General features: G+C 69.3%; 16 protein-coding genes. 12 read left to right on the top strand and 4 right to left on the bottom strand.

All coding sequences use genetic code 11. The features are described 5' to 3' along the window. Positions 1-9: 9 nt before the first annotated feature. Positions 10-927: a LysR family transcriptional regulator gene (locus tag LC452_RS18445; protein WP_223627991.1), complete on the bottom strand. Its 918-nt coding sequence runs from the start codon at positions 925-927 to the stop codon at positions 10-12. An 82-nt stretch (positions 928-1,009) separates the two neighbouring features. Here LC452_RS18445 and tdh point away from each other — a divergent pair, with 82 nt between their 5' ends. The 4 genes from tdh to LC452_RS18465 all read left to right on the top strand — a co-directional run bounded on the left by tdh (position 1,010) and on the right by LC452_RS18465 (position 4,143). Next, entirely contained in the window at positions 1,010-2,053 is a 1,044-nt protein-coding gene (gene tdh / locus LC452_RS18450) for an L-threonine 3-dehydrogenase (protein WP_223627992.1), read from the top strand. Further along, on the top strand, positions 2,053-3,231 hold the full coding sequence (locus LC452_RS18455; RefSeq protein WP_223627994.1) for a glycine C-acetyltransferase: 1,179 nt from the start codon (positions 2,053-2,055) through the stop codon (positions 3,229-3,231). Before tdh ends, LC452_RS18455 begins: the two co-directional genes overlap by 1 nt. 85 nt (positions 3,232-3,316) lie before the next feature. Next, positions 3,317-3,928: a transcriptional regulator gene (locus LC452_RS18460; RefSeq protein ID WP_223627996.1), complete on the top strand. Its 612-nt coding sequence runs from the start codon at positions 3,317-3,319 to the stop codon at positions 3,926-3,928. After that, a complete protein-coding gene (locus LC452_RS18465) occupies positions 3,925-4,143 on the top strand; it encodes a hypothetical protein (RefSeq protein WP_223627998.1) in 219 nt (72 codons plus the stop codon). The genes LC452_RS18460 and LC452_RS18465 overlap by 4 nt, the downstream gene beginning before the upstream one ends. 14 nt (positions 4,144-4,157) lie before the next feature. Here LC452_RS18465 and LC452_RS18470 read toward each other — a convergent pair whose 3' ends face one another. After that, entirely contained in the window at positions 4,158-4,373 is a 216-nt protein-coding gene (locus LC452_RS18470) for a hypothetical protein (RefSeq protein WP_223627999.1), read from the bottom strand. Then, the gene (valS, locus tag LC452_RS18475; RefSeq protein ID WP_223628001.1) at positions 4,373-6,964 is read right to left on the bottom strand and encodes a valine--tRNA ligase; all 2,592 of its coding nucleotides are present in this window, start codon (positions 6,962-6,964) and stop codon (positions 4,373-4,375) included. Before valS ends, LC452_RS18470 begins: the two co-directional genes overlap by 1 nt. Positions 6,965-7,134: 170 nt before the next feature. Between valS and LC452_RS18480 the strand changes: the two genes are divergently transcribed. Genes LC452_RS18480 through LC452_RS18495 form a run of 4 tightly spaced genes read left to right on the top strand, consistent with a single transcriptional unit; the run spans position 7,135 to position 12,023 of the window. Then, a complete protein-coding gene (locus LC452_RS18480) occupies positions 7,135-8,748 on the top strand; it encodes an ABC transporter substrate-binding protein (protein WP_223628003.1) in 1,614 nt (537 codons plus the stop codon). Between the two features lie 16 nt (positions 8,749-8,764). Next, the gene (locus LC452_RS18485; RefSeq protein ID WP_223628005.1) at positions 8,765-9,709 is read left to right on the top strand and encodes an ABC transporter permease; all 945 of its coding nucleotides are present in this window, start codon (positions 8,765-8,767) and stop codon (positions 9,707-9,709) included. Then, complete coding sequence (locus tag LC452_RS18490; RefSeq protein WP_223628007.1) at positions 9,706-10,518, top strand: ABC transporter permease; 813 nt, start codon at positions 9,706-9,708, stop codon at positions 10,516-10,518. The genes LC452_RS18485 and LC452_RS18490 overlap by 4 nt, the downstream gene beginning before the upstream one ends. Further along, positions 10,515-12,023: an ABC transporter ATP-binding protein gene (locus LC452_RS18495; RefSeq protein WP_223628008.1), complete on the top strand. Its 1,509-nt coding sequence runs from the start codon at positions 10,515-10,517 to the stop codon at positions 12,021-12,023. The genes LC452_RS18490 and LC452_RS18495 overlap by 4 nt, the downstream gene beginning before the upstream one ends. On the opposite strand, the gene LC452_RS18500 is transcribed toward LC452_RS18495, so the two are convergent. Then, positions 12,013-12,663: a pentapeptide repeat-containing protein gene (locus LC452_RS18500; protein ID WP_223628011.1), complete on the bottom strand. Its 651-nt coding sequence runs from the start codon at positions 12,661-12,663 to the stop codon at positions 12,013-12,015. The genes LC452_RS18495 and LC452_RS18500 overlap by 11 nt on opposite strands. Positions 12,664-12,914: 251 nt before the next feature. Here LC452_RS18500 and LC452_RS18505 point away from each other — a divergent pair, with 251 nt between their 5' ends. From LC452_RS18505 to LC452_RS18520, 4 genes are all read left to right on the top strand, one after another. Then, positions 12,915-13,754: an endonuclease domain-containing protein gene (locus tag LC452_RS18505; protein WP_223628013.1), complete on the top strand. Its 840-nt coding sequence runs from the start codon at positions 12,915-12,917 to the stop codon at positions 13,752-13,754. Positions 13,755-14,084: 330 nt separating this feature from the next. After that, the gene (ileS, locus tag LC452_RS18510) at positions 14,085-17,465 is read left to right on the top strand and encodes an isoleucine--tRNA ligase (protein ID WP_223628015.1); all 3,381 of its coding nucleotides are present in this window, start codon (positions 14,085-14,087) and stop codon (positions 17,463-17,465) included. After that, positions 17,462-18,814 (top strand): folylpolyglutamate synthase/dihydrofolate synthase family protein, encoded by a 1,353-nt coding sequence (locus LC452_RS18515; protein WP_223628017.1) that lies wholly within the window; start codon positions 17,462-17,464, stop codon positions 18,812-18,814. The genes ileS and LC452_RS18515 overlap by 4 nt, the downstream gene beginning before the upstream one ends. Beyond that, the gene (locus LC452_RS18520; RefSeq protein ID WP_223628019.1) at positions 18,802-19,242 is read left to right on the top strand and encodes a DUF4233 domain-containing protein; all 441 of its coding nucleotides are present in this window, start codon (positions 18,802-18,804) and stop codon (positions 19,240-19,242) included. The genes LC452_RS18515 and LC452_RS18520 overlap by 13 nt, the downstream gene beginning before the upstream one ends. The last annotated feature ends 1 nt before the right edge of the window (position 19,243 follow it).

A 19,243-nucleotide genomic window follows, 5' to 3' on the forward strand; every position in this document is an offset into this window, starting at 1 on the left:
CCCTCGTGATCAGGACGCGGATTCGCTCAGGCGCGTCATGACCCGCTGCAGCGCGTCGACGGTCAGGCGCACCGATCGGCGCCGCAGGTTCTCGGGCCGGGCGAGCAGGTCGATCATCCGGTGGGTGCTCACGCCGCGCAGCGGAACGCGGACGATGTCGCGATCGTCGACACTGCGCGACGTGAACCGCGGCAGCATCCCGAGCACGCCGCCCGCCGCGACGACGGCGGACACGGCGCCGTAGTCGTTGATGCGGTGGTGCACCTCGATGGGGCGCTTCGCGACGGCCGATACGGCGCGGAGCACGTCGTCGGGGGAGTATCCGACGCGACTGGTCACCCACCTTTCGCCGGCGACGTCCTGCGGAGTGAGGCTCGTGCGGGACGCGAGTGGGTGGGATGCCGGAACCGCGACGTCGAGCGGCTCGCGGACGAGCGTCAGGCTGCGCACGCCCTGTGCGGGCCACGGATCCGAATGCTCCATCCGGTGCGCCAGCACCAGGTCGTGTCGAGACGTGAGTCCGGGGAACTCGCTCTGCGCGACATCCTCGTCGGTCAGCTGGACGGTCGGGGCTTCGGGCGACGTGGAGAGCTCTCGGAGCAGGGGACCGAACAGGGCCTGACCGACGCTGTGGAATCCGCTGACGCTCACGACACCGGTCGCCGTGGTCTCGAAGTCGTCGAGGGCGTTCCGGGCCGCCGCCATCGCGTCGATCGCCTCGGCGCCGGCCGCCGCCAGCACCTCTCCGGCGGGAGTGAGGACGAGCGTCCTGCCTTCTCTGCGCGTGAGCGGAGTGCTCACGCCGCGCTGCAGCGTGGACAGATGCTGCGACACGGCCGACGGAGTGACCCGCAGGGCTTCCGCCACCGCCGTGACGCTCCCGAGTGCACGCAGCTCGCGCAGGATCTGCAACTGGTGGAGTTCCATCCCATAAGTTTAGTGAGCCCTACAACGACCGTGCAGAAAGCGGCCATTGCTCTTCACGGTCCGATGCGGTGTGATCAGAAACATGAAGGCACTGTTCAAGGGCGCACGCGGTGCAGGTCTGGAGCTCGTCGAACGGCCCGATCCCGTCGCCGGCGCAGACGAGGTGATCATCCGGGTGCTCCGCACCGGGATCTGCGGCACCGACCTGCACATCCTCCGCTGGGACGAGTGGGCGGCGTCCGCGATCGACGCCCCGCTCATCCCCGGGCACGAGTTCTACGGCGAGGTCGTCGAGGTCGGACCGCTCGTGCACGACATCGCCGTCGGAGACCGCGTCTCCGGCGAGGGGCACATCGTGTGCGGCACGTGCCGCAACTGCCGCGCGGGCCGCCGCCAGATGTGCATCCGCACGATCGGCCTCGGTCTGCAGCGCGACGGCGCCTTCGCGGAGTACCTGTCCCTCCCTGCCACGAACGTCTGGGTGCACCACGCCGAGGTGAGCCCGGAGCTCGGCGCCATCTTCGATCCGCTCGGCAACGCCGTGCACACCGCCCTCGCGTTCCCGCTCGTCGGAGAGGACGTGCTCGTCACCGGATGCGGCCCGATCGGTCTGATGGCGATCGCCGTCGCCCGGCACGCCGGGGCGCGCTTCATCACCGCCACCGACGTCAGCGCCCCGCGCCTGGAGATGGCCCGCCACATGGGCGCCGACGAGGTCGTCGACGTCTCGGTCCGTGATATCCGCGACGCGCAGCGCGTGCTCGGGCTCCGCGAGGGCTTCGACATCGGCTTCGAGATGAGCGGATCGGCATCCGCTCTTCCGGCGATGATCGACAACATGAACCACGGCGGTCGTATCGCGATGCTGGGGCTGCCGAGCTCCGGCTTCGAGGTCGACTGGGGCAAGATCGTGACGCACATGCTCACGATCAAGGGCATCTACGGTCGCGAGATGTTCGAGACCTGGAACGCGATGGGGGCGATGCTGCAGACCAGCGCACCCCTGCGCGACGCGATCGCTCGCGTGATCGCCGACGTGATCCCGGCACGCGACTGGGAGCGGGGCTTCGCCGCGGCGGAGTCGGCGGGCACGGGCAAGATCATCCTCGATTGGACGGAGCTGTGATGTACGGGACTTTCCAGAAGCACGTGGAAGCGGAGCTGGCGGGCATCGAGGAGGCCGGGCTCACCAAGCATGAGCGCGGCATCCGCGGACCGCAGAGCGCCGAGATCACCGCGGACGGCGCAGAGGTGCTGAATTTCTGCGCGAACAACTACCTGGGCCTCGCCGACGACCCGCGGATCCTCGATGCGGCAACGTCCGCTCTGCAGGAGTGGGGCTACGGCCTCGCCAGCGTGCGCTTCATCTGCGGCACGCAGGAGCAGCACCTGGAGCTGGAGCGACGCCTCTCCGGTTTCCTCGGCACGGAGGCGGCGATCCTGTACTCGTCCTGCTTCGACGCGAACGGGGGCGTCTTCGAGACGCTGTTCGGAGCCGAGGACGCCATCATCTCCGATGAGCTGAACCATGCGTCGATCATCGACGGCATCCGACTGTCGAAGGCGCGGCGGCTCCGCTACCGCAATCGCGACATGGCCGACCTCGAAGAGCAGCTGCGTTCGGCGGCGGATGCCCGGTTCCGCGTCGTCGTCACCGACGGAGTGTTCTCGATGGACGGCTACATCGCCCCGCTCGCCGAGATCTGCGACCTGGCCGACCGCTACGACGCGCTCGTCTTCGTCGATGACTCGCACGCGGTGGGCTTCGTCGGCGACAACGGCCGTGGCACGCCGGAGTTCTGCGGCGTCGCCGACCGCGTCGACATCTACACCGGCACCTTCGGCAAGGCGCTCGGCGGTGCGTCCGGGGGATACGTGGCTTCGCACGCCGATATCGTCGCCCTCCTGCGCCAGCGGTCGCGCCCGTACCTGTTCTCCAACACCCTCGCTCCGGCGATCGTCGCCGGCACGCTGACGGCTCTCGACCTGGTGGAGGGATCCGCTGATCTGCGCGCTCAGCTGCGGGAGAACGCCGCGCTCTTCCGCGAGCGGATGACGGCGGAGGGCTTCGACCTGCTGCCGGGGGAGCACCCGATCGTTCCGGTGATGTTCGGCGATGCCGCGAAGACCGCGAAGATCGCGAAGGAGATGCAGGCGCAGGGGATCTACGTGACCGCGTTCAGCTTCCCCGTCGTCCCGCGCGGGCTCGCCCGCATCCGCGTGCAGTTGTCCGCGGCGCACACGGCGGAGCAGATCGAGCGCTGCGTCGCGGCATTCGTCGCCGCGCGGGCATCGGTGGGCTGAGCTCCCGGCTGGCCTCCCGCAGTGCAGAGAAACCGTTGCAAAGGAATGCTTGCAAAGACTTCTTTGCAAGAGTATCTTTGCATGCATGACGGAGAACACGCAGATCAGGACCCTCGACTCGGGGGCGCTCAAGGCGCTCGCGCACCCTTTGCGGGTGCGGATCTTCGATCTGCTCGCATCGCAGGGGCCGCAGACCGCCAGCTCGCTCGCCGCGCTGGTCGGTGAGACGTCGGGTTCGACGAGCTACCACCTGCGCGCCCTCGCCGCGCACGACCTCATCCGCGAGGTCGAGGGCCGCGGCACCGCGCGGGAGCGGTGGTGGGAGCGGCCCAAGGGGCGGATCGACATGCCGGGCCCGGACGACACCATGTCGCCCGCGAGCCGCGCCGCCGCGCAGATCGTCACGTCGGAGTTCTTCCGTCTGCGTCACGAGACGCTGATGGCCTACCTCAACCGCCCCCAGTCCCAGGAGCCGGAGGAGTGGCGCGACGTCGGCATGACCGCGACGACGCACCTCGACATGACAGCCGCGCAGGTGATGGAGCTCCGTGAAGAGGTCGAAGCATTCCTCGAGAGCGCCATCGCCCGCTTCCGCGGACAGACCGGCCCTGACGTGCGCCGCGTGTCTCTCCGCACCGACATCTTCGATCTGCCGAAGATCGGCACTCGCCAGACCAGCCCTGAGGAGGGATCATGACCACCGCAACGCTCCGACTCGCAACTCCCACGCCCTTCGAGCGGATGCTCCGGCAGGCCGCGCTCGGGATCGCCCGACACGTCGATCGTCGTGTCGCGGCCCGGGCTGAGCGCCGGGAGATCGCCCTCGACATGCTCCGCGAGCAGCAGGCTCGGAAGCAGGACCCTCGGGCCCTCGATCACACCCTGGCGCAGATGGGTCTCCCGCGGCGCTGAGCTGCCTCGGGAGCTCAGTCCTCGAACGGTCGGGCGACCACCTCGCCGGATGCCTTCTGGATGACCTCCCAACCCGCATCGAGCTCCGCGAGCGCCCGGCCCTCGAGCCAGGTCAGAGTCCAGTGGCCCGTGAGCCCCTTCCCCTCCACCTCGGCGATCGCGGGTCGCAGTGCCGCCGGAACGGAGGCGGGCGGCTCGGAGCCGGTCGCCCAGCGCGTGCCCAGCTGCATCAGGCTTCCTCGACCGGGGCGAGCTCGATCGCGGTGACCGCGAACTCCTCGGCCTCGGTGAACTCGAGCTCGGCGATCCGGCCGACGGCCCGAAGGTCGTCGGCAGCAGCACGAAGAGCGTCGAGCTTCGCGGCGGGGGCCGCGATCACGGCACGCGAGACCGGAGTCTTCTGCGAGGCCTTCGCCTCGGTCTTCGCCCGGCGGATGCCGATGAGGGCCTCGCTGGCTGCGGAGAGCACGGCGGGGTCGCCCTCGAATCCGAGAGGCTCGGGCCAGGCCGCCGTGTGCACGGAGCCCTCTTCGAACCAGGACCAGACCTCTTCCGTGGCGAAGGAGATCACCGGGGCGAGCAGTCGCAGCAGTGTCGACAGCGCGAGACGCAGCGACAGGGCGGCGGATGCCTGACCCACATCGGTCTGGTCGTAGGCGCGCTCCTTGACGAGTTCCAGGTAGTCGTCGCAGAAGGTCCAGAAGAACCCCTCGGTGAGCTCGAGCGCGCGGGCGGCGTCGTACCGGTCGAACGCCTTCGTGGCCTCGACCACCACGCCGTCGAGGGCGGCGAGCATCGACGCATCCAGGGCGTGCGTGACCTGTGCACCCTCGGGTACCGGGAACGACAGCACGAACTTCGCGGCGTTGAGCACCTTGATCGCCAGGCGACGACCGATCTTCACCTGCGTCGGGTTCTGCGGGTCGAACGCCGCGTCCATGCCCAGACGGCTCGATGCCGCCCAGTAGCGCACGGCATCCGATCCGTGGTTGTCCAGCACATCGGCCGGCGTGACGACATTGCCCTTCGACTTCGACATCTTCTTGCGGTCGGGGTCGACGATGAATCCGGAGATGGCGGCGTTGCGCCACGGTGTGCGGGCATCCTCGAGAGTCGAACGCAGCATCGTGGAGAACAGCCAGGTGCGGATGATGTCCTGACCCTGCGGGCGCAGGTCGAACGGCGCGGTGAGCTGCCACAGCTCTTCGTCGCGCTGCCACCCGCCGGCCAGCTGCGGGGTGAGCGACGAGGTCGCCCACGTGTCGAGGATGTCGGCCTCGGCGTCGAATCCGCCGGCCACGCCGCGCTGGTCCTCGGAGTAACCCGCGGGCACGTCGGTGGTCGGATCGATCGGGAGGGACGCCGCGTCGGGAGCCAGCACGCGGTCGTAGTCGCGTTCGCCGTTCTCGTCGAGGCCGTACCAGAGCGGGATCGGCACGCCGAAGAAGCGCTGGCGCGACACGAGCCAGTCGCCCGTCAGGCCGCCGACCCAGTTCTCGTAGCGCACGCGCATGAAGTCGGGGTGCCAGGCGAGCTCGTTGCCGTGCGCGATGAGCTGGTCGCGCAGCTCGCCGTCGCGCGCGCCGTTGCGGATGTACCACTGGCGCGTCGACACGATCTCGAGCGGACGGTCGCCCTTCTCGAAGAACTTCACCGCGTGGTTGAACGGCTTGCCGACCGCGGTCATGTCGCCGGTCTCCTGCAGCTTCTCGACGAGCGCCTTGCGCGCGCTGAAGACCGTCTTGCCGCCGATGTTCTCGGCGTACCAGGCGGTGGCGTCCGCATCGGCGACGGATGCCGGCGCCTCGGGCAGGAAGCGGCCGTCGAGGCCGATCGTGGTCATGTTCGGCAGGGAGTCGCCCGCCGTGGTGCGGAGCTCCCGCCACCAGATGATGTCGGTCACGTCGCCGAAGGTGCAGACCATCGCCGCACCCGTTCCCTTGTCGGGCTGAGCGAGGTGGTGGCCGTGGATCTCGATCTCGGCCCCGAAGAAGGGCGTGCGCACCTTCGTCCCGATGAGGTGCTTGTGCGGCCCCTCCGGGTGCGTCACGATCGCGATGCATGCGGGGAGAAGCTCCGGACGCGTGGTGTCGACCGCGATCGAGCCGGATCCGTCCGCGAAGGGGAACTCGATCGTGTGATACGCCGCCTGCTGGTCGCGGTCCTCGAGCTCGGCCTGCGCGATCGCCGAGCGGAAGTCGACGTCCCAGAGGGTGGGGGCCAGGGCCTGGTAGGCCTCGCCGCGCTCGATGTTGCGCAGGAACGCCAGCTGGCTCTGGCGGATCGTGTCGTCGGAGATCGTCCGGTAGGTCTGGGTCCAGTCGACGCTGAGGCCGAGCTGGCGGAACAGCGCCTCGAACTGCTTCTCGTCCTCGATGGTGAGGCGCTCGCACAGCTCGATGAAGTTGCGGCGGCTGATCGGCAGCTGGTCGGCGGCGCGGCTCGACTTGTTGTCGCCGCCCTCGAACGGCGGCGTGAAGTCCGACGTGTAGGGGAGCGAGGGGTCGCAGCGCACGCCGTAGTAGTTCTGCACGCGACGCTCGGTCGGAAGGCCGTTGTCGTCCCAGCCCATGGGGTAGAACACCGTCTTGCCGCGCATGCGCTCGTAGCGCGCCTTGACGTCGGTGTGGGTGTACGAGAACACGTGGCCGATGTGCAGGCTTCCGGATGCCGTGGGCGGCGGGGTGTCGATCGAGTAGACGCCCTCGCGTCCGGCCTGTGCCGCGCGGAGGCGGTCGAACAGGTACGTGCCCTGCGCAGCCCACGCGGCGTCCCACTTCGCTTCGAGACCTTCGAGTGCGGGCTTGTCGGGAATAGACATGACGGTCTCCTTGCGCGATGTATGCGGCACTGTGTGAGCGTGCCTGAGTGTGGGTTGTGCAGAACAGTCTACCGAGCACCGATGACCGTGGATGTCGGAGCAGATCGACCCGGTCCAACAATCGGCCATAGACTTGAGGCATCCCGACCCGTTCGTCCTGAGGAATCGTCATGCCCGCATATCCCGCGCGCCGTGTTCTGCCCTTCGCCGCACTCGCTGCCGCCACCGCTCTCGTGCTCAGCGCCTGCGCCGGGCCCGCCGGGCAGAGCGACAGCGGCGGCGAGCTCGTCTGGTCCATCGAAGGTGCGAACCTGTCGGCCGGGCACATGGACCCGCAGATCAGCCAGCTCGACGTCTCGGGGATGGTGCAGCGCGCCGTGCTCGACTCCCTGGTCTTCCAGGAGGACGACGGATCGTTCTCGCCGTGGCTCGCGACGAAGTGGGACGTGTCGCCCGACAGCACCGAGTACACCTTCACCCTGCGCGACGACGTGACCTTCACCGACGGTGAGCCGTTCGACGCGGCCGCGGTCAAGGCGAACTTCGACCGCATCGTCGACCCGGAGACCGCGTCCGCTCAGGCGGCGAGCATGCTGGGGGCGGACTTCTACGCCGGCACCGAGGTCGTCGACGACCACACCGTGAAGGTCAGCTTCACCCAGCCGTACGCGCCGTTCCTGCAGGCGGCCAGCACGCCGCTGCTCGGCTTCTACTCGCCCGCGGTGCTGGAGGAGTCCGGCGACCAGCTGAAGGCGGGTGGCCCCGGCATCACCGTCGGCACCGGACCGTTCGAGCTGACCGAGTACACGCCCGACCAGGAGATCGTCTACACGCGCAACGACGACTACGCCTGGGGTCCGCACGGCGAGAAGGCCCCGAAGTTCGAGACGCTGCGGGTGGAGATCCAGCCCGAGGCATCCGTGCGGGCCGGCGTCGTCGAGAGCGGCGAGGCCGACATCGCCAGCAACATCCCGCCGAACCTCGCGAAGGACCTCGGCGACGGCATCACGGTCGACTCGGTCGAGTACCCCGGTCTGCCGTACTCGCTGTACCTCAACGAGAAGTACGGGGTGTTCGCCGACGAGAAGGTGCGGCAGGCGTTCGCCCGCGGCATCGACATCGACCCGGCGGTGAAGGAGATCTTCTTCGATCAGTTCCCGCGTGCGTGGAGCATCCTGGGATCGACCACTCCGGGATACGACGCGACGCTCGAGGACAGCTGGCCCTTCGACGCCGAGGCGGCCAACGCGCTCCTCGACGAGGCCGGATGGACCGAGCGGAACGCCGACGGCATCCGCACCAAGGACGGTCAGCCGCTCTCGGTGCGCTGGATCGCCTACACGCCCGTGCCGGACGACCGCGCGGCGCTGGCCAACGCCATCCAGTCGGACCTGAAGGAGATCGGGTTCGATGTGAAGCGCGAGGTCCTCGAGCCCGGTGCATACAACGAGCAGTACGGGCCGAAGACCTTCGACCTCACCGACTGGGGCTTCTCGGGCGTCGATCCCGACCTGCTGCGCAGCCACCTGCACACCGACGGGTTCCAGAACGCGTCGCAGGTATCCGATCCCGAGATCGACTCGCTCCTCGAACAGGCCGTGGGCACCAGCGATCAGGACGCCCGGAACGCGATCTACACGCAGCTGCAGGAGTGGAACGCCGAGTACACCGCGATCGTGCCGCTCTACAGCCCGTCCGCGATCACCGCCGTCGGTGAGCGCGTGAAGGGACTCGACTACGACCTGTACGGCCGGCCGCTGTTCTACGATGTGAGCGTCGGCTGATCGAAGGGCACGTGCTGTGAAGGCTGCGCTGCTCCGTGTCGCCGGCCTCGCGGCATCCGTCGTCATCGTCCTCTGGGGTGCGGCGACGGTCGCGTTCCTCGCGTTCCGCGTGATCCCTGGCGACCCCGTGTCGGTGATGCTCGGGCCTCAGGCGCAGGTGAGCGAGGCGGTCAAGGACGGCATCCGGAGCGAGCTCGGTCTCGACCGGCCGCCGTTCGAGCAGTACCTGACGTACATCGGCCAACTGGCGCGCGGGGATCTCGGGGAGTCGTACCAGCTGCGGATGCCGGTGAGCGAGGTCATCGGCCGGCAGCTCGGCGCGACCCTGCAGCTCTCGGTGCTCGCACTGCTGCTCGCCGTCGTGCTCGCTCTCGCCGTGGCGCTGTTCGTCCGCGGCCATGCGGGTCGCGCCGTGGCGGCGGGCATCGAGCTCGTCGTGCTGTCGTCGCCGGTGTTCTGGATCGGACTGATCCTGCTCAGCGTGTTCGCGTTCGGGCTGGGGTGGTTCCCGGTGTCGGGGGCACGGAACCCCGCCACGATCGTGCTCCCGGCGATCACGCTGGCGCTGCCGGTCGCCGCGCTCCTCAGCCAGGTGCTCCGCGACGGGCTCGTGCAGGCGGAGCGGATGCCGTTCGCCGAGACCGTCCGTGCGCGCGGCGCCGGTCCCACCTGGTTCACGCTGCGGCATGGCCTGCGGCACGGCGCCGCCAACGCGGTCACCCTCGCCGCCTACCTGACCGGCTCGGTGCTCGGCGGGGCGGTGCTCGTCGAGACCGTGTTCGCGCGCCCCGGACTCGGCCGTGTCACGCTCGCCGCGATCAGCGACCGCGACCTGCCCGTCATCACGGGGATCATCCTGCTGAGCGCCGTGGTGTTCGTCGCCGTGAACCTCGTGGTCGAGCTGCTGCATCCGCTGATCGATCCTCGGGTGACGACCTCTCGTCCCGGCGGTGTCCGGTGAGGCTCGCGCAGCGGGTGCTGCTGTGGGTCGCGGTCGGCGTCCTGGCGGTGATCGTGTTCGCCGCCCTCTGGCCAGGAGTGCCGGCGACCCATGATCCGCTGCAGACCGATGTGCGATCGGCTCTCCTGCCACCGGGTGTGGAGCACCTCTTCGGCACGGACCAGAGCGGGCGCGACGTCTACTCGCGTGTCGTGTACGGGGCGGGCCGCTCGCTCGGCATCGGACTGCTCGCCACCGGTATCGCCCTAGTCGGCGGTCTGGTGCTCGGATCGCTCGCCGGTATCGCCCCGCGCGGCGTCGATGCGGTGATGATGCGGATCAACGACGTGCTGATGGCGTTCCCGGAGTTCCTCGTGGCTCTCGTCGTCGTCGCGGTGCTCGGTCCCGGACCGGTGAACATCGCGATCGCCGTGACGCTCGCCGCCGGTCCCGTGTACATCCGGCTCGCCCGGGTGCAGACGCGCACGCTGAGAGTCGCGGAGCACGTCGAGGCTGCGCGCATCCTCGGAGTGGCGCCGGCCCGGGCGTTCGTGCGGCATGTCGCCCCGGGGGTGCTGGGTTCGCTGAGCGTGCTCGCGACGATCGGCATCGGGTCGAGCATCCTCGCCGCGGCGGGACTGAGCTTCCTCGGTCTCGGGCCGTCCGAGCCGACTCCCGAGTGGGGGCTGATGCTCGCCGGCGGTCGCAATGTCCTCGGTCAGGCCTGGTGGATCTCGGTCTTCCCCGGTATCGCGATCACGCTCACGGTGGTCTCGGCGACCGTCGTCGGGCGGATCCTGCGCGCACGCGGAGAAGGGCGGACATCATGACCGCGGCGCTCGAGGTGCGGGGACTGCGGATCGGGTTCGATGGAGCGACGGTCGTCGACGGCGTCTCCCTGTCGGTGGCCCCGGGGGAGTGCGTCGCGATCGTGGGCGAATCCGGTGCCGGGAAGTCGCTCACCGCCCGTGCGCTCCTCGGGCTGACGCCGGCTGACGCCGACGTCACCGTCCAGAGTCTCGTGATCGACGGGACGGATGCCGCGGCCTTCGGCGAACGGGAGTGGCGGTCGCTGCGCGGTGCGCGCATCGCGCTCGTCTCGCAGGACGCCCTGGTGTCGCTCGACCCGCTTCACCGGATCGGTGCGGAGATCGCCGAGCCTCTGCGGCTGCACGGCATCGTCCGCGGTCGTGCGGCGCTCGCGGCGCGCGTGCGAGAGCTGCTGACGCGGGTGTGGATGCCGGATGGGGAACGACGTGTCCGGCAGTATCCGCACGAGCTGTCGGGCGGTCTGCGGCAGCGCGCGCTGATCGCCTCCGCCATCGCCGCGGATCCCGGCATCCTGGTGGCGGATGAGCCGACGACGGCCCTCGACGCGACGGTGCAGGCGCGGATCCTCGGGCTGCTGCGAGAGATCACCGACTCGGGCACCGCGGTCCTGTTCATCAGCCACGACTTCGCCGCCGTCCGCCGGCTCGCCGACCGGGTGCTGGTGATGCGTCACGGAGAGGTCGTCGAGACCGGGCCGGTCGCCGACGTCCTGGAGAACCCGCAGCACGAGTACACGCGGCAGCTGATCGCGGCGACCATGCACGAACCGCGCCTGTCGTCGTCGGTCGTTACGGCGCCGGTGCTCACCGTCGTCGAGGCGTCGAAGAGCTTCGGTGAGACCCCTGCTGTCGCCGACGCCTCCTTCTCCGTCGCCGAGGGCCGAACACTCGGGATCGTGGGGGAGTCGGGGTCGGGGAAGACGACCCTGGCGCGGATGATCGTCGGAGTCGAGCGGCCCGACGCCGGTGCCCTGCGCTGGATCGGCGACAGGAGGGTGCAGCTGGTGCACCAGAACCCGCTCGGAGCGTTCGATCCGCGCTGGACTGTCGGCCGATCCCTGCGGGAGGCCCTGGAGGCGGGTGGAGTGCCGCGTGCCCAGCGGGCGGCACGGGTCGCGGCGCTGCTCGCCGAAGTCGACCTCGATCCCGTCCTTGCGGCCCGGCGTCCGGCCGCGCTGTCCGGAGGCCAGCGTCAACGGGCGGCGATCGCCCGCGCGCTCGCCGCCGATCCCCAGGTGCTCGTCCTGGACGAGCCCGTCTCCGCGCTCGACCCCTCGGTGCGCGAACGGATCCTCCGCCTGCTGACCCGCCTGCAGCAGGAGCGGGGACTCACGATGATCCTGGTGTCGCACGACCTCGACGTGGTCGGGGCGGTCGCCGACGACATCCTGGTGATGCAGGACGGACGCATCGTCGAGCAGGGTGCGACCGGCGAGGTGTTCTCGGCGCCGCAGCATCCGTTCACGAGGGAACTGCTCGACGCGAGCGGTTCCGTCACTCCTTGATCTGGATCCCCAGACCTGCGGCGATGACCGGTGCGAGCTGCTGCACCTGGAAACCCGTCAGCGTCGTGCCGCGCAGGCTGTTCGCGTCGAGGTAGGACAGCGCGTCGAGCCCGCGGAGATCGACGTCGGTCGCACGCATGCCCCGGGGATCGACCTCGTCGCTGGAGGTCGCGGCGAAGCGCACGCGGGTGAGCTCGGCCTGCGGGATGTCGATGGTGCGGATGCGGCAGTCGGCGACCTCGACGTCGGTCGCGCGTGCTCCGCCGAGATTCAGGTAGTCGATGCGCAGATCGCGGAGCTCGAGCTCGTCGATGCGGGCGCCGCTGAGGTCGAGCGTCCCGATCCGCCCGCCGATGATCCGCATCCGCCGGATCCCGGCATCCCGCATCTTCAGCGACGCGATGCGCACACCCGTCAGGGCCACGTCGAGGATCGTCGCTCCGGTCAGGTCGACGGCATCGGCATCCGCTCGCACGGTGCACTGCTCGAGTGAGGCGTACGCGAGGTCGGCGTCCCCGGCGAGCTCGAGACTCGTGGCGAGGAGATCGGCGCTGCGACGGGGCTCCGCCGGCTCGAGGCGGTCGGGCAGATCAGGGGGAGAGACGCGAGGGGGAGCGGGGGATTCGGTCGTGCGGGCCATGAGTCGAGAGTATGCGGAGTGGCCGACAGGGGGGTGTGCGTCTGCGAAGGAGATGTGCGCCAGCCAAGGACGCATCTGCGGCAAATAGCCTCGCGACGCGTCCCTCCCCTGCCGAGGCGCGCACCGGAATCGCGCTCATGGGCGTGCACCCTTGCTGCACGAGGGGGTAGTGCCTTCATCTTGTCCACATCGGTGGGTGATCGTGCGGTCGTCGACTCGATCTCGGATGCCGAGGGTGCAGGCTCGTGCGGATGACACGCGTTGAGGAGCTGATCACGGCGGTCGCGGGACGGGGAGGTGTCGTCCGGTCCACGGTCGTCGCAGAACTCGGGTTCGGGAGACGGACGGTGGAAGCGGGCGTCGCCAGCGGCGCCATCACGAGACCGAGACGCGGATGGCTGGCGGCGAAGGACGCCGACAGAGTGCTGGTGGCGGCCGCGCGACTCGGCGTCGTGCTCACGTGCCGCACGCAGGCGAGTCGACTCGGGCTGTGGGTGCACGACCACCGGGGCCGGCCGCATTTCGCGATACCGCCGCACAGCGCGCGGAGGCTTCCGTTCGAAGCGAAGCTCCATCGGGGTCGTTGCCCTGTGCCGCGTCATCCCGATGCACTCGTCGATCCGATCGAGAATGTCCTGGCGCACATCGCGCAGTGCGAGCCGTTCGAGCAGGCGCTCGCGACCTGGGAATCCGCGCTCAACAAGAAACTGGTGACGGTCGAATCGCTGCGGGGACTCCGTTGGAAGACCGAAGCGCGACGGGTGCTGCAGCGTGCGATTCCCTTCGCCGACGCCGGACTCGAGACGTACATGCGCGAGCGGCTCCGGTGGTTGAAGCTCCGCATCCGGGTCCAGATCTGGATCGGAGGCCATCGAGTCGACACGTTGATCGGCGATCGTCTGGTGGTGCAGATCGACGGTTCTCACCACGTGGGGTCTCAGCGATCGGAGGACATCAGGCACGATGCTCAGCTGATGCTGATGGGATACCGGGTGATCCGTGTGTCCTATCACCAGGTCGTGTTCGATTGGGCTTCGGTGCAGGATCTGATCATGCGCGCGGTCGCCCAGGGGCACCACCTCGCTCGGTGATGAGCGCCCCACGAGGGGAAGTGCGCCTCGCGAGGACGGATCGGCCGTGATCGTCCTTCCCAGGTGCACATCCCCTTCCGAAATGGACGGCCGCTGACTCCGGCCTGGAGCGCGCGTACAATGGAGGGACGAGCATCGATCCGGCATCACCGGGGAGCTCTCGGAAGAACAGCCCTCTTGTGAGAGAGAGCCCAGTAGAACCGAGCGGGGCAGGCCCGTCACAGCCGCAGTGAGAGTGGCCCGCCGTGAGGCGCGCACGCGAGGTGGTACCGCGGTCCGCGAGGGTCGTCCTCGCAGGAGCATCCGCCACGACGATCACTGCGAGACACGATGACCTACCCCCGTTCCTCCTTCGGACCCGCCGCCGACCAGGCCGCCTCTGTCGCGCCGAGCCCTCGCTTCCCGCAGATCGAGGAGGAGGTGCTCGACTTCTGGGACAAGGACGACACCTTCCGCGCCTCGATCGAGCAGCGCGAAGGATCGCCCGAGTGGGTGTTCTACGACGGCCCCCCGTTCGCCAACGGTCTGCCGCACTACGGTCACCTGCTCACCGGGTACGCCAAGGACGTGTTCCCGCGCTTCCAGACGATGACCGGCCATAAGGTCGACCGGGTCTTCGGCTGGGACACGCACGGTCTCCCCGCCGAGCTCGAGGCGATGAAGCAGCTCGGCATCACCGAGAAGGCCGAGATCGAGGCCATGGGCATCGACGTCTTCAACGCGAAGGCGAAGAGCTCGGTGCTGACCTACACGCACGAGTGGCAGGACTACGTCACGCGCCAGGCCCGCTGGGTCGACTTCGACCGCGGTTACAAGACGCTCGACCTCGGCTACATGGAGAGCGTGCTCTGGGCGTTCAAGACCCTGTACGACAAGGGCCTCGCCTACGAGGGCTACCGGGTGCTGCCGTACTGCTGGCGCGACGAGACGCCGCTGTCGGCGCACGAGCTGCGCATGGACGACGACGTCTACCAGATGCGCCAGGATCCATCGGTCACCGTCACATTCCCGCTGACCGGCGCGAAGGCCGAGTCGCTGGGCCTGACCGGCGTGCGCGCCCTCGCCTGGACGACCACGCCGTGGACCCTCCCGACGAACCTCGCGCTCGCCGTGGGGCCGGACATCGATTACGTGGTGCTGCCCGCGGGTCCCGCCGGCGCGGCCGACGTGCACCAGACGCCCGGAACGACGGATGCCGCCGTCGAGGCGTCCGCCCACCGCTACCTGCTCGCCCGCGAACTGCTCGGCGGGTACGCGAAGGACCTGGGCTACGAGGGTGCCCAGGACGCGCTCGCCGCGGTCGACGCGACTCTCCGCGGCTCGGAGCTGCAGGACGTCACCTACGACCGCCTCTTCGACTACTACGCCGACGAGGAGACCTACGGCACGGAGAACGCCTGGCGCATCCTCGTCGACGACTACGTCACGGTGAGCGACGGCACCGGCATCGTCCACCAGGCTCCGGCCTACGGTGAGGACGACCAGCGGGTGGCGGGTGCGGCGGGCATCCCCACGATCATCTCGCTCGACGACGGCGGCCGCTTCCTCCCGAACGTGCCGGATGTCGCCGGAGAGCTCTGGATGGAGGCGAACACCCCGCTCGTGCGCATCATCCGCGACAACGGGCGACTCGTGCGCCTGCAGAGCTACGAGCACTCCTACCCGCACTGCTGGCGCTGCCGGAACCCCCTGATCTACAAGGCGGTGTCGAGCTGGTTCATCCGCGTCACCGACATCAAGGACGACATGCTCGCGAACAACGAGCAGATCACCTGGGTACCCGAGAACGTGAAGTACGGCCAGTTCGGCAAGTGGCTCGAAGGCGCGCGCGACTGGTCCATCAGCCGCAACCGCTACTGGGGCTCGCCGATCCCGATCTGGAAGAGCGACGACCCGGAGTACCCGCGCGTCGACGCCTACGGCTCGCTGGAGGATCTCGAGCGCGACTTCGGCACGCTTCCGCGCAACCCCGAGGGCGAGATCGACCTGCACCGCCCGTACATCGACGACCTGACCCGCCCGAACCCGGACGACCCCACGGGCAAGAGCACGATGCGCCGCATCGAGGACGTCTTCGACGTGTGGTTCGACTCGGGCTCGATGCCCTACGCGCAGGTGCACTATCCGTTCGAGAACCAGGAGTGGTTCGACTCCCATGCGCCGGCGGACTTCATCGTCGAGTACATCGGACAGACCCGCGGCTGGTTCTACGTCATGCACGTGCTGTCGACCGCGCTGTTCGACCGCCCGGCGTTCACCGGTGTGAGCTGCCACGGCATCGTGCTCGGCAGCGACGGCTACAAGATGTCGAAGTCGCTGCGCAACTACCCGGACGTGAGCGAGGTGCTCGACCGCGACGGCTCCGACGCGATGCGGTGGTTCCTGATGTCGAGCTCCGTGCTCCGCGGCGGCAACCTCGCCGTGACCGAGGAGGGCATCCGGGCCGGTGTGCGCGAGTTCCTGCTGCCGCTGTGGAGCTCGTGGTACTTCTTCGCGACGTACGCGAACGCTTCGGGGCCCGACGGGTACGAGGCGTCGTGGCGCACGGATTCCACTGACGTGCTCGACCGCTACATCCTGGCGCGCCTCGGCGACCTCGTGCGCGAGGCGCGTGCCGATCTGGAGGGGCTCGACTCGACGACGGCATCCGCTCGTCTGCGTGATTTCGTCGAGGTGCTGACGAACTGGTACATCCGCCGCTCGCGCGACCGCTTCTGGGTCGGCGTGACCGCCGACCCGAAGAGCCGTGAGGCCTTCGACACGCTCTACACGGTGCTGGAGACGCTCACGCGCGTCGCGGCCCCGCTCGTGCCGCTGGTCAGCGAGCGCGTCTGGCAGGGGCTCACGGGAGGCCGCAGCGTGCACCTGCAGGACTGGCCGGATGCCGACGCGTTCCCGGCCGCCGACGACATCCGCGACGCGATGGATGCCGTCCGCGAGCTCTCCAGCGTGGGCAACGCGCTCCGCAAGAAGGAGAAGCTGCGCGTGCGCCTGCCGCTGGCGCGTCTGACGGTGGTGTCGCCGCAGGCGGATTCGCTCGGGCAGTTCGAGGACATCCTCCGCGAGGAGCTCAACGTCAAAGCGGTCGAGCTGGTGCCGCTCGCCGAGAGCACGGCTGCCGACTACGGCATCACCCACCGGCTCAGCGTGAACGCCCGCGCGGCCGGTCCACGTCTGGGTAAGAACGTCCAGACCGTGATCAAGGCTGCCAAGGCCGGCGACTGGACGCAGGTCGACGGCGTCGTGACGGCCGGGGGCATCGCGCTGGAGCCCTCCGAGTACGAGCTGGCGCTCGAGACCGCCGGGCGGCCGGAGGGCGAGGCGCTCGCGCTCGTGCCGAGTGGCGGGTTCATGCTGCTCGACACCCGCACCACGCGCGAGCTGGAGGCAGAGGGCCTCGCCCGGGACGTGATCCGCGCTGTGCAGGAGACCCGCAAGAACGCCGGATTCGACGTGAGCGACCGCATCGCCCTTCGCCTGTGGTTCACGTCGGGAGACGACCTGTCGGCTGTGCGGAGCGCTTTCGACGTCGCCGACATCGCCGGCGAGACCCTCGCGCTCGCCTACGAGCTCGGAGCCAAGGACGAGGTCCTGCTCGGAGACGGCGACGTGCCGTCGACGCCTGAGCACTCCGCCACCATCACCGAGGGCACCTACGCGAACCGCGGCGACTTCACGATCGCCGTCTCCAGGATCGGGGCATCCGCATGAGCGATCGGGAACGGGCCGATGCCGTCTACGAGGCACTGCTGAGCCGTGCGGGGGAGCGCTGGGTGCAGCCGCGCAAGGAGCGCACCGCGCGCATCCTGGCGTTCCTCGACGACCCGCAGCGCACCTACCGGGTCGTGCACATCACGGGCACGAACGGCAAGACCTCGACCGCCCGCATGATCGAGAGCCTTCTCCGGGCGCACGAGCTGCGCACCGGACTCTTCACGAGTCCGCATCTGGAGCGCTTCACCGAGCGGATCATGATCGACGGCGAGCCGATCGCCGATGAGGCGGTCGCCGACGCCTGGGACGAGATCGAGCCCTTCGTCGACATCGTCGACGCTGAGCTCGAAGCCGCCGGAGACGCACCGCTGACGTTCTTCGAGCTGCTGACCGTGCTGGCCTTCGTGGCCGCTGCGGATGCGCCGATCGACGTGCTCGTGCTCGAAGTGGGCATGGGCGGCGAGTGGGACTCGACGAACACGGCCGACGGCGACGTCGCCGTCTTCGCTCCGATCGACATCGATCACGCGGACCGGCTCGGCAGCACGATCGCCGAGATCGCCGAGGTCAAGGCCGGGATCATCAAGGAGGGTGCGGCGGTCGTGTCGGCCCAGCAGCCGCCCGAGGCCGCCGAGGTGCTGCGACGGGTCGCCGCCGAGCGCAACGCGACGATCGCCTTCGAGGGCGAGGAGTTCGGCCTCACCGACCAGAAGCTCGCCGTCGGCGGTCAGCTGCTCACGATCCGCGGGCTCGCGGGGGAATACGTCGAGGAATACCTGCCGCTGTACGGGGCCCACCAGGGGCACAACGCGGCCCTCGCGGTCGCGGCCGTCGAATCGCTCATCGGCGGCGGCTCCCAGCCCATCGCCGGCGAGGTCATCACCGACGGTCTGCAGGGCGCGACCTCGCCCGGCCGCCTGCAGCTGCTCGGCATCGCCCCGACCGTCGTGGTCGACGCCGCGCACAATCCGCACGGTGCGAAGGCACTCGTGCAGGCGCTCGACGACAGCTTCGATTTCGACGAGTGGGGCGTCGTGCTCGGCATCCTCTCCGACAAGGACGCCGCGGGCATCATCGCGCAGCTCGCCCCGGCGGCGGCGCACGTCTTCGCCACGGCACCGGACTCGGATCGCGCCAGCGATGCCGACACCATCGCCGACCTCGTCGAGCAGACGGGTCACCGTGCCACGGTGCACGACTCGCTGGCCGACGCGGCCGACGCGGCGCGGGAGTGGGCGGCATCCTCCGATCGCCGTGCGGTCGTGATCGCCGGATCGGTCGTGCTCGCCGGTGAGGCGATCGCCCTCGCGGAGGAAGAGGACTGGAAGTCGGGGTGGCGCGCGTGAGTGCGGATGCCGCTCCCGCTCGCCGTCCGCGCCCGCCGCGCACGCTGGTGCAGAAGCTCGCCCCGATCGTGCTCGGGTTCGAGGCGATCGTCGTGTTCCTCATCGGATTGACGATCTTCGGGCTCAAGGCGCTTCCCGCCGGAATCGAGCCGTGGTGGGGGATCGTCGCAGGAGGCGTCGTCGGACTCGCCTGCATCGCCCTCGCCGGCATGATCACCCGGCCGTGGGCGATCACCGCGGGCTGGGTGATCCAGGTCGTCATCGCCCTGGCGGCGTTCCTCGTCCCCGCCGTTCTCATCGCCGTCCTGATTTTCGGCGGCATGTGGGCGTATGCGACGATCATGGGGGCCCGCCTGGACGCACGACGTCCCGCCGAGCCCTCGACCGAGACTCAGACCACGCAGATCTCAGATACAGAGAGTGAATGAC

Origin of the sequence: Microbacterium sp. EST19A (genome assembly GCF_019969685.1) — a bacterium.
In the GTDB taxonomy this organism is placed as follows: domain Bacteria; phylum Actinomycetota; class Actinomycetes; order Actinomycetales; family Microbacteriaceae; genus Microbacterium.

Coding starts and splice junctions, on each gene's coding strand:
- LC452_RS18465 (WP_223627998.1), top strand. CDS start 3,925: ATGACCACCGCAACGCTCCGACTCGCAACTCCCACGCCCTTCGAGCGG.
- LC452_RS18445 (WP_223627991.1), bottom strand. CDS start 927: ATGGAACTCCACCAGTTGCAGATCCTGCGCGAGCTGCGTGCACTCGGG.
- LC452_RS18470 (WP_223627999.1), bottom strand. CDS start 4,373: ATGCAGCTGGGCACGCGCTGGGCGACCGGCTCCGAGCCGCCCGCCTCC.
- LC452_RS18460 (WP_223627996.1), top strand. CDS start 3,317: ATGACGGAGAACACGCAGATCAGGACCCTCGACTCGGGGGCGCTCAAG.
- LC452_RS18455 (WP_223627994.1), top strand. CDS start 2,053: ATGTACGGGACTTTCCAGAAGCACGTGGAAGCGGAGCTGGCGGGCATC.
- valS (WP_223628001.1), bottom strand. CDS start 6,964: ATGTCTATTCCCGACAAGCCCGCACTCGAAGGTCTCGAAGCGAAGTGG.
- tdh (WP_223627992.1), top strand. CDS start 1,010: ATGAAGGCACTGTTCAAGGGCGCACGCGGTGCAGGTCTGGAGCTCGTC.
- LC452_RS18505 (WP_223628013.1), top strand. CDS start 12,915: ATGACACGCGTTGAGGAGCTGATCACGGCGGTCGCGGGACGGGGAGGT.
- LC452_RS18515 (WP_223628017.1), top strand. CDS start 17,462: ATGAGCGATCGGGAACGGGCCGATGCCGTCTACGAGGCACTGCTGAGC.
- LC452_RS18500 (WP_223628011.1), bottom strand. CDS start 12,663: ATGGCCCGCACGACCGAATCCCCCGCTCCCCCTCGCGTCTCTCCCCCT.
- ileS (WP_223628015.1), top strand. CDS start 14,085: ATGACCTACCCCCGTTCCTCCTTCGGACCCGCCGCCGACCAGGCCGCC.
- LC452_RS18495 (WP_223628008.1), top strand. CDS start 10,515: ATGACCGCGGCGCTCGAGGTGCGGGGACTGCGGATCGGGTTCGATGGA.
- LC452_RS18480 (WP_223628003.1), top strand. CDS start 7,135: ATGCCCGCATATCCCGCGCGCCGTGTTCTGCCCTTCGCCGCACTCGCT.